The sequence below is a fragment of the Streptomyces sp. NPDC046303 genome (assembly GCF_055588085.1).
Window position 1 is genome coordinate 26,061 of the sequence record NZ_JBVJFA010000053.1, and the last position, 8,532, is coordinate 34,592.

An 8,532-nucleotide genomic window follows, 5' to 3' on the forward strand; every position below is an offset into this window, starting at 1 on the left:
CCCTGACGGATCCCTGACGCGGCCGCAGCCAGTCACTCCGAAAAAGGCGGTCGCGGCAGAAGACGGTGGCGCCACGAGCCGGTGGGCCCCACCCGTCGGGGTGGGGCCCACCGGCCCGAAACGCAGTCGTGCCCCCCAGGGGGCGGCACCGGGTCAGCGGACCTCGGTGATCTCCGGGCCGCGCTCGAGCTGTCCCATGCCGCCGCCGAAGCGGGAGCCTTCCTGCTCCTCCGTCTGCACGCCGTCCGGCACCATCTGGGCGTCGTTCGGCAGCTTCAGGACGATCGGGTCGCGGGGGGCCATCGGGCCGTCACCGCGGACCACGACGGTGTCGCGGAAGATCTGCTCGAGGACACCCGCCGACTCGGGACGCACCGCGCCCTGGCCGGAGATGACACCGCGCAGGAACCAGCGCGGACCGTCGACGCCGACGAAGCGGACCAGCTGCGCGCCGGTCTGCCCGTCCGGGAGCGGTACGGGGACCTGCGCGCGCAGCTCCCAGCCCAGCGGACCCTCGACCTCGTCGATGATGCCGCCCTGCTGGGTGATGCCCGCGGCGATCTCCTCGCGGACCTCGCCCCAGATGCCTTCCTTGCGCGGTGCGGCGAAGGCCTGCAGCTGTACGGCGCTGTCGCCCAGGACGACGGTCGCGGCGACGATCGCGTCACCGGCGACCTCGACCCGCAGCTCCATGCCCTCGACCCCGGGGACGAAGATGCCGCCCAGGTCCACCCGGCCGTCGGCCGGGTTGCCGAGCACCTCGGACACGTCCCACGGGCCGTCGGGCCGCGGGGCCGGAGGCAGGTTCACACGGCGCGGCTGGGCCGCGTCGAGCTCGTCGGCGCCGTCCTGCTCGCCGGCGTCCAGGCCGGACACACGGCCATCGACCTGCTCGGCCGCGCCGCCGTCCTTGGCGGAGTCGTTCTTCTTGCGACGTCCGAACACGTCACTGTCCTTCCCGGTCGGTTACGACCGAAGCGTAGCCATTCCCACCCTGCTGACCAGTGCCGGATCCGGCCACGGCCGGATGACCGCCGGTGGAGCCGAAACCCCCCTCGGCCCGGGCCGAGCCGGGAAGTTCCGCCACCTCGTGGAAGCGCACCTTCTCGACCCGCTGGACAACCAGCTGGGCAATGCGGTCGAAACGCTCGAACCGGACGCTCTCGCGAGGGTCGAGATTGACCACGATCACCTTGATCTCCCCACGGTACCCGGCATCCACCGTCCCCGGGGCATTCACGAGCGCGAGCCCGCAGCGGGCGGCCAGGCCGGAGCGCGGGTGCACGAAGGCGGCGTACCCGTCGGGCAGGGCGATGGAGACCCCGGTGGGGAGTACGGTGCGCTCGCCCGGCTCGAGTTCCGCGGCCCGGGTGGTCACCAGGTCGCAGCCCGCGTCACCGGGGTGACTGTAGGCGGGGAGGGGCACCTCGGGGTCGACGCGGCGGATCAGCACGTCGACCGGGGCGTGGTCGTTCAGGGACATCAGGGGTTCACCTCGAAGGCGCGGGCGCGCCTGACCTGGTCCGGGTCGGCCATCGCCGCCCGGATCTCCTCGGGCCGACCGTTGTCGATGAAGTGGTCGACCTTCACCTCGATGAACAGCGCGTCCGCACGGACGGCGACGGGGCCCTCGGGCCCGCCTATCCGGCCCACCGCGCTGCAGTAGATCTTCCGGCCGGCCACGGCGGTGACCTCGGCCTCCAGGTACAGCACGGTGTCCACCGGCACGGGCCGCACGAAGTCGGTCTCCAGCCGCCCGGTCACGGCGATGACGCGCAGCAGCCAGTTCAGCGAGCCGAGCGTCTCGTCGAGCGCGGTGGCCAGCACGCCGCCGTGGGCGAGGCCGGGGGCACCCTGGTGCGCGGGCTTGACGGTGAACTCGGCGGTGATGCGCACGCCCTCACCCGCACGGGCCTCCAGGTGGAGTCCGTGCGGCTGGCCCCCGCCGCAGCCGAAGCAGTGCTCGTAGTGCGCGCCGAGGAGCTCGCCGGGTGCGGGCGCATCGGGGTGCCTGACCGGCGCGGCGGCATCGGCCGGAGGCGTCAGCGCTGTGTTTCGTCCACTCACAGCCGCAGACCTTACCGTTCCTGGTGATCTCAGCCACTGTTGGCCGGATCACTGTAGACCGGGCTGGCCGGTTGTCTCCCCGAACGGTCTTGGGAGACGGGGAACAGCGTGAGCTGGTCGCTTCGGTCCCGGCAGGTCTTGTCGCCGGCGGTTGGCGTGCCTGTGGTCCTTGGCGGGCTCGCGGTCCCACGCGCCCTCGGTACGGTTGCGGTCTGGCCGGTAGCTCTCCGCACGACGATCCTCTGGTCATGTGCGGTCACACGTGGCCGACGCCGTGTCCCGTAGCCGAGCGCGCGTCTGCCGATCGCCACCGAGGCCGCATGATGGCCGGTGACGGTGGTCTTGGATTGCTGCTGGAGCGGGGCCTTCCAGTGCTGGGTTCCCCAGCGGGAGGTGTAGGCGGGATCGACCGCGACCACTACGAGGCCCTGGTGGTGGGCCATGCCGGACAGCCGGTCACGGAACTTCGCGGTGGGCATGCCTGCGACGGTGCGCCGGAACGCCTTCCCGCGCCTGCCCCGGCCCATGGTTTCCCGCCCGGTGGCACAGGCGTCGGTGAAGCCGAGGTTCTCGATGGCGAAACCGGCGCAGCGATGCTGGTGCGCGAGGCGGACGAGTCCGCTGACCGCTGCGCGGAGCCGGCCGTCGCGCTGCGACGTGGGGCCTGTCAGGTCGGTGGTGACGGTGATGGGCCGGCCGACCGGGTTGCCGCGGACGTCTACGACGCAGGCGGCGAAGTGGCCGGCGTTGAGGTCCACGGCGAGGAGCCGGGCGCCGGTTGCGGCCAGCTCGGCAGGTGTGGGCGGCATGGACTTCGGGGTGGACCAGGACGCGTCGAGATACCAGCGGCTCCGTTCGGGGTCGTACACGATGTCGTAGCGCACGGCCCGGTCGGCTGTGATCCGGTCGAGCCATTCCTCGCGGCGGTGGCTGAAGGCGACCGTGCAGGCAAGCCTGTAGCGGCCGCGCGGTGCGTTCGCCAGGTGCCTGAGCGGTTCCGGGAGAACGAGGCTGATCGTGCCGTCAGGGGGATCGACGGTGATCGTGTAGTTCCCGTACGGCGCACCCGACTCGCCGTCGGCGGTCAGGAACAGGCGCTGCGCATCCCACCGCTCCCGCCACTCGGCCTCGGTGAGGGCGGCGTCGGCGAGGTGGTGCCGCACCTTCGCCAGACGGCGGCCCCCCACCACGATCGCCGGATGGCCCGCCTCGATACGCCGCTCCACCTCGGCCAGGCGCGCGGTCAGCACCTGCGACCGGCACTGCTTCCGTGCACGCTCGGCCCGGGTCGGATAACCGCGCACACCGCCCACCCGCTGACCGCAGGGCACCGCCATGCGCTTACCGATCTTCGCGATAGCCCGGCGCAGGGACGCCCGTTCATCGAAGAGGCACCGCAGGGACAGCTGGTACTGGTCCTCGGACGCACGGGTGATGGCACCCGCCCACCGTGAGGACGACACCCTGGTCAGCGCGCGTTTACGTTCCGCCCGCCGATTCTCCTTCACCGGCACCATCCCGACCGCACCCGCTCCGCCAGATCAGCACGAGAATGCCCGCCGAGATGCCCGCCGACGAGTCGCAAGACTTCGGCATCACGGGCAGACAAGCGCAGACGGTCCCGGATCCGCGCGCCCCCGGGCGCCGCCACAGTGAACGGATCGGCAAGTGCGCGCAGCTCACGCCTCCGCCCACCACGCGCCACCAGCCATCCCCCTCTCCATGCCCCCACAGCAGCCCGACGGCCTCCACCGAGAATGACGTCCCCGCCAAGACCACAGGCCTGCACCACTCTCCGCTCGCCCAAACGAGGTAACTGATGGCCGGCCACGGCCACCAGCCGAATCACCAGTCGGCTACCCGCGCGGCTACCCGCCGGTCGCCTCGTGGCAGGCTTGACGGCATGCAGCTCTCCTCCGTGCACCACGACGAACGTCTGACCGCCCCCCGCTCCTGGTGGGGCATCGCCGTACTGACCGGCCTCGCGTGCGCGCTGATGCTGCTGCCGCTGGGCACGCTGCCGCTGCTGGCGGGACTGGTCGGGGGCACGGGCCTGGCCGGGCTGCTGGTGAGTTCGTACGGTTCCGCGCGCGTGCGCGTGGTCAACGGCGCGCTGGCGGCGGGGGGCGCGCGGATCCCGGTGGCGGCCCTGGGTGATCCCGAGATCCTGGACGCCGACGAGTCGCGCGCCTGGCGCACGTACAAGGCCGACACCCGCGCCTTCATGCTGATGCGCAGCTACGTGCCGACCGCGGTGCGCGTCGAGGTGACCGATCCGGCGGATCCGACCCCGTACGTGTACGTCTCCACCCGTGAGCCGGAGTCCCTGCGGGCGGCGATCCTGGCGGCGAAGGGCTGAGCCCGCGCCCGTCGGGACCTCAGGTCCCGCCGTTGTGGCGTTCGGGGGCCTCGAGTGCGGCCCTGGTGGCCTCGGGAAGGGGCTGGGAGGGCTGCTCCAGGGGCGGGAGCTGCGGGAGGGCGTCCCAGGACACCGCGCGGCTCCGCAGGTCACCACGGACCTTGTCGGCGAGTTTGCGCGTGTCCCGGCGGTTCATGACCGCGCCCACGGCCGCACCGACCATGAACGGCATGAGGCTGGGCAGGTTGCGGACCATCCGCTTCGTGATCTGCTGGCGCAGTTCGCGCTTCATCTGGCCGCCGAGCGCCGCGTTCAGCGTCGTCGGCTTGGTCAGGTCCACGCCGCGTTCCTCGGTCCACGCGGTGAGGTAGGCGAGGCTGCGCTCCTTGAGCGTGCCGGGCGGGCGCAGTCCGTAGACCTCGTGGAGCTCGGCGATGAGCTTGAGTTCGATCGCGGCGACGCCGGTGATCTCCGCGGCCAGCTCCGCCGGCATGGCGGGCGGGACGGGCAGCATGGCCGCCGCTCCGATGCCCGCGCCGACGGTGGAGGTGGCCTTGGTGGCGCCGGAGATCAGCTTGTCGGCAAGCTGATCGGGGCCGAGGCCCGGGAACTGCCCGCGCAGGGTCGCGAGGTCCCGAACCGGAACGCGCGGTGCGTTCTCGATGATCCTCTCGGTGATGTACAGGGCGGCGTCCCTGACACTTTCGCCGCCCTTGCGTACACCGTTCTTGACGGCTTGCAGCCGACGGGCCCCGGACCGGTGCCGGGCGTCCTCGTCGACCCCTGTGGCCGACGGCACCGCCGGGGCGGTGTCGGAGGGCACGATGGCGGTCCCCATGGCGGAGCCGCCGGAGGTCCCAGGACTCGTTGCCGGGTCCGTGGTTCCCGCCTGCGTCTCCGCCGGATCACCAGACTTTCGGAAGCGGCGCCTCCGAAATGGTGTCGAGCCAGCCACGGCCGACGCCTCTCAGTCGCAGTCGCGGCAGATCGGCTGACCGTTCTTCTCGCGTGCCAGCTGGCTGCGGTGGTGCACCAGGAAGCAGCTCATGCAGGTGAACTCATCGGCCTGCTTCGGCAGGACCCGGACGGCCAGCTCCTCGTTGGAGAGGTCCGCGCCGGGAAGCTCCATGCTCTCGACCGAGTCGAATTCGTCCATGTCCGCGGACGAGGTCGACTTCTCGTTACGCCGGGCCTTCAGCTCTTCAATGCTGTCGTTGTCGACGTCGTCGTCGGTCTTGCGTGGGGTGTCGTAGTCCGTTGCCATTGTTCGCTCTCCCCCTCTGGGTGTTAGCGGTGTCTCAGCGCACGTAACGCGCGAGAGGCCGGACTTGTGCCCGACCTGAGGCGGAGATTTTGCCTCACATCAAGGTCTGTTACTCAATCGACACCCAGCCGCCTGCCTGAAGCAGCAATCAGCTGGGATGACGACCGGGACCGTACACGGTCCGGGGGCCGTCTTGCACAAACGCCACCCCGTTTATTTCCCGCCATCCGGGGGGCCGGAAACCCGGACTTCCCGGGCGTTCCGGCCGCTACGGGGTCACAGAACGCACATGGTCCGACACTCGGTCATGTGATCGATCACACAAAGCCGGGTGTCTTCACAGGGCAGGTATTCAGCCAAAAGCGAACACGGGTGGCGGGGCTCACAAGGGAAGAGTGACACGCATCACGAGGCCACCGCCCTCCCTGGGGACCGCCTGGATCCGTCCGCCGTGTGCGCGCGCCACGGAGCGCGCGATCGACAGACCCAGCCCGACACCCTTGTCGCTGCCCGTTCGCTCCGTACGCAGCCGTCTGAAGGGCTCGAAGAGGTTGTCCACCTCGTACGCGGGAACCACGGGACCCGTGTTCGACACCACGAGGACCGCCAAGCCGTGCTGGACCTCGGTGGTGACCTCCACCCAGCCGCCCTCCGGCACGTTGTACCGGACGGCGTTCTGCACCAGGTTGAGGGCGATCCGCTCCAGGAGCACGCCGTTGCCCTGGACGACGGCCGGCGCGCGCTCGCCGCGGACCTCCACGCCCTTCGCCTCGGCCTCCCCGCGCACCTGATCGAGGGCGCGGGAGGCGACCTCCGCCAGGTCCACCGGCTTGCGCTCGACGATCTGGTTCTCGCTGCGGGCCAGCAGCAGCAGGCCCTCGACCAGCTGCTCGCTGCGCTCGTTGGTGGCGAGCAGGGTCTTGCCGAGCTGCTGGAGCTCGAGCGGCGCCCCCGGGTCGGAGAGGTGCACCTCCAGCAGGGTCCGGTTGATCGCGAGCGGGGTCCGGAGTTCGTGCGAGGCGTTCGCGACGAACCGCTGCTGGGCCGTGAAGGCCCGCTCCAGCCGGTTGAGCATGTCGTCGAAGGTGTCGGCGAGCTCCTTCAGCTCGTCGTCCGGCCCGTCCAGCTCGATCCGCCGGGTCAGGTCGGAGCCCACGACCCGGCGGGCGGTCCGGGTGATCTTGCCGAGCGGCGAGAGCACCCGGCCGGCCATCGCGTAGCCGAAGGCGAAGGCGATGATGCTCAGCCCCAGCAGGGCCATCAGCGACCGGCTCAGCAGGTCGTCCAGGGCGTGCCGGCGCTGTTCGAGGATGCACTGGTTGACCGCCGCGTTGAACTGGTCGAGCGGCTGGTTGATGCCGCGCACGCCGGTGCAGGTGGAGCTGGTGACCTCGATGTTCTGGCCGCGGACGATCGTGAACGGCATGCCGTTGCCCTCGCGCAGGGCCTGGGCCGCCAGCAGGTAGATGATCGACAGCAGCAGGATCCCCGCGATCAGGAACATCCCGCCGTACAGCAGCGTGAGGCGTATGCGGATGGTCGGCCGCAGCCAAGGGAAAGGACCCTCGGGCTGGCCGGGGTCCCAGGTCGGTTTGGGTGGCGCGGCCGGCGGCGCCGGATGGGCTGGCACGCGCGTCAGATCCGGTATCCGGAACCCGGCACGGTCACGATGACCGGGGGCTCGCCCAGCTTGCGCCGCAGGGTCATCACGGTCACCCGTACGACGTTCGTGAAGGGGTCGGTGTTCTCGTCCCACGCCTTCTCCAGCAGCTGCTCGGCGGAGACGACGGTCCCCTCGCTGCGCATGAGGACCTCCAGCACCGCGAACTCCTTGGGCGCCAGCTGCACCTCCTTGCCCTCACGGAACACCTCGCGCCGGTTCGGGTCCAGCTTGATCCCGGCCCGCTCCAGTACGGGCGGCAGCGCGACGGTGGTGCGCCGTCCGAGGGCCCGCACGCGGGCGGTCAGCTCGGTGAAGGCGAAGGGCTTGGGCAGGTAGTCGTCCGCTCCGAGCTCCAGCCCCTCCACGCGGTCGCTGACATCGCCGGAGGCGGTCAGCATCAGGACGCGCGTGGGCAGGCCGAGCTCGACGATCTTCCGGCAGACGTCGTCGCCGTGCACGAGCGGGAGGTCCCGGTCGAGTACGACCACGTCGTAGTCGTTCACGCCGACACGCTCCAGGGCGGCGGCGCCGTCGTACACGACGTCCACGGCCATGGCCTCCCGGCGCAGGCCGGTGGCCACCGCATCGGCGAGCAGCTGCTCGTCCTCGACGACGAGTACGCGCACGTCGATTTCCTTCCTCCGAGCCCAGCAGGGCACACGTGTGTTGCGTCGTCCATCCTGCCCGTTTCGGCCGTAAACCGGCTGTAAGACGCCGCTCGCAGGCTGCAGCGGGCGCGCGGCCGGGGCGGAGGTGAGGATTCCCTCGTCTCGCGAGGTTTCTGGGCCCAGGGTGCCGGGGAGGACGTCACCACACCCCATCCACTCCCTGACGGCGGACAGCCACGTGCCGCCGCCGACCCACGAAGAGGGGGCGAACCCACCATGGACGCATTCACCGCGGGTCTCCTGCAGCGCATCAGGGCCACGCAGTCGGACCTGAGGCAGGCCCGCGAGGCGGGCGACGACTTCCTCGCGGAAGTGGAACAGGCGGAGCTGGAGGACCTCCAGCGCCTCGCCGCCGAGCACGGTGTTCCGGTCTCGGTCTCCGTGCCCGCCTCCTGACCTTCCTGCCCCGCCCTGCCGCAAAGACCTGGACCCCGGGGGGGGGGTGGGGGGGGGGGGGGGGGGGGGTGGGGCCGCCAGAAAAGGGGGGGAGGGGAAAAAGTCTGAAACCCCG

Annotated in this window: 10 protein-coding genes; 2 read left to right on the forward strand and 8 right to left on the reverse strand. The window is 71.0% G+C overall.

What is annotated here, in order from left to right; all coding sequences use genetic code 11:
• Positions 1-153: 153 nt before the first annotated feature.
• The 4 genes from ACZ6I1_RS32785 to ACZ6I1_RS32800 are packed head-to-tail and all read right to left on the reverse strand — an operon-like array spanning position 154 to position 3,584.
• On the reverse strand, positions 154-945 hold the full coding sequence (locus ACZ6I1_RS32785) for a DUF3710 domain-containing protein (RefSeq protein WP_469292560.1): 792 nt from the start codon (positions 943-945) through the stop codon (positions 154-156).
• 1 nt (position 946) lies between these two features.
• Complete coding sequence (gene dut, locus ACZ6I1_RS32790) at positions 947-1,483, reverse strand: dUTP diphosphatase (protein WP_469292562.1); 537 nt, start codon at positions 1,481-1,483, stop codon at positions 947-949.
• Positions 1,483-2,067 (reverse strand): PaaI family thioesterase, encoded by a 585-nt coding sequence (locus tag ACZ6I1_RS32795; protein WP_469292563.1) that lies wholly within the window; start codon positions 2,065-2,067, stop codon positions 1,483-1,485. The genes dut and ACZ6I1_RS32795 overlap by 1 nt, the downstream gene beginning before the upstream one ends.
• A gap of 29 nt (positions 2,068-2,096) precedes the next feature.
• Positions 2,097-3,584 (reverse strand): nuclease/transposase family protein, encoded by a 1,488-nt coding sequence (locus tag ACZ6I1_RS32800; RefSeq protein WP_469292564.1) that lies wholly within the window; start codon positions 3,582-3,584, stop codon positions 2,097-2,099.
• Positions 3,585-3,970: 386 nt separating this feature from the next.
• Here ACZ6I1_RS32800 and ACZ6I1_RS32805 point away from each other — a divergent pair, with 386 nt between their 5' ends.
• Positions 3,971-4,426 (forward strand): DUF3093 domain-containing protein, encoded by a 456-nt coding sequence (locus ACZ6I1_RS32805; protein WP_469292565.1) that lies wholly within the window; start codon positions 3,971-3,973, stop codon positions 4,424-4,426.
• A gap of 19 nt (positions 4,427-4,445) precedes the next feature.
• Here ACZ6I1_RS32805 and ACZ6I1_RS32810 read toward each other — a convergent pair whose 3' ends face one another.
• The 4 genes from ACZ6I1_RS32810 to ACZ6I1_RS32825 all read right to left on the reverse strand — a co-directional run bounded on the left by ACZ6I1_RS32810 (position 4,446) and on the right by ACZ6I1_RS32825 (position 7,979).
• Entirely contained in the window at positions 4,446-5,381 is a 936-nt protein-coding gene (locus tag ACZ6I1_RS32810; RefSeq protein WP_469292566.1) for a hypothetical protein, read from the reverse strand.
• A gap of 12 nt (positions 5,382-5,393) precedes the next feature.
• Positions 5,394-5,690 (reverse strand): DUF4193 domain-containing protein, encoded by a 297-nt coding sequence (locus tag ACZ6I1_RS32815; RefSeq protein ID WP_030008769.1) that lies wholly within the window; start codon positions 5,688-5,690, stop codon positions 5,394-5,396.
• Between the two features lie 382 nt (positions 5,691-6,072).
• Positions 6,073-7,320 (reverse strand): sensor histidine kinase, encoded by a 1,248-nt coding sequence (locus ACZ6I1_RS32820; protein WP_469292568.1) that lies wholly within the window; start codon positions 7,318-7,320, stop codon positions 6,073-6,075.
• Between the two features lie 5 nt (positions 7,321-7,325).
• On the reverse strand, positions 7,326-7,979 hold the full coding sequence (locus ACZ6I1_RS32825; RefSeq protein ID WP_469292570.1) for a response regulator transcription factor: 654 nt from the start codon (positions 7,977-7,979) through the stop codon (positions 7,326-7,328).
• Between the two features lie 258 nt (positions 7,980-8,237).
• Here ACZ6I1_RS32825 and ACZ6I1_RS32830 point away from each other — a divergent pair, with 258 nt between their 5' ends.
• Complete coding sequence (locus tag ACZ6I1_RS32830; protein ID WP_215142523.1) at positions 8,238-8,417, forward strand: hypothetical protein; 180 nt, start codon at positions 8,238-8,240, stop codon at positions 8,415-8,417.
• Positions 8,418-8,532 lie beyond the last annotated feature (115 nt).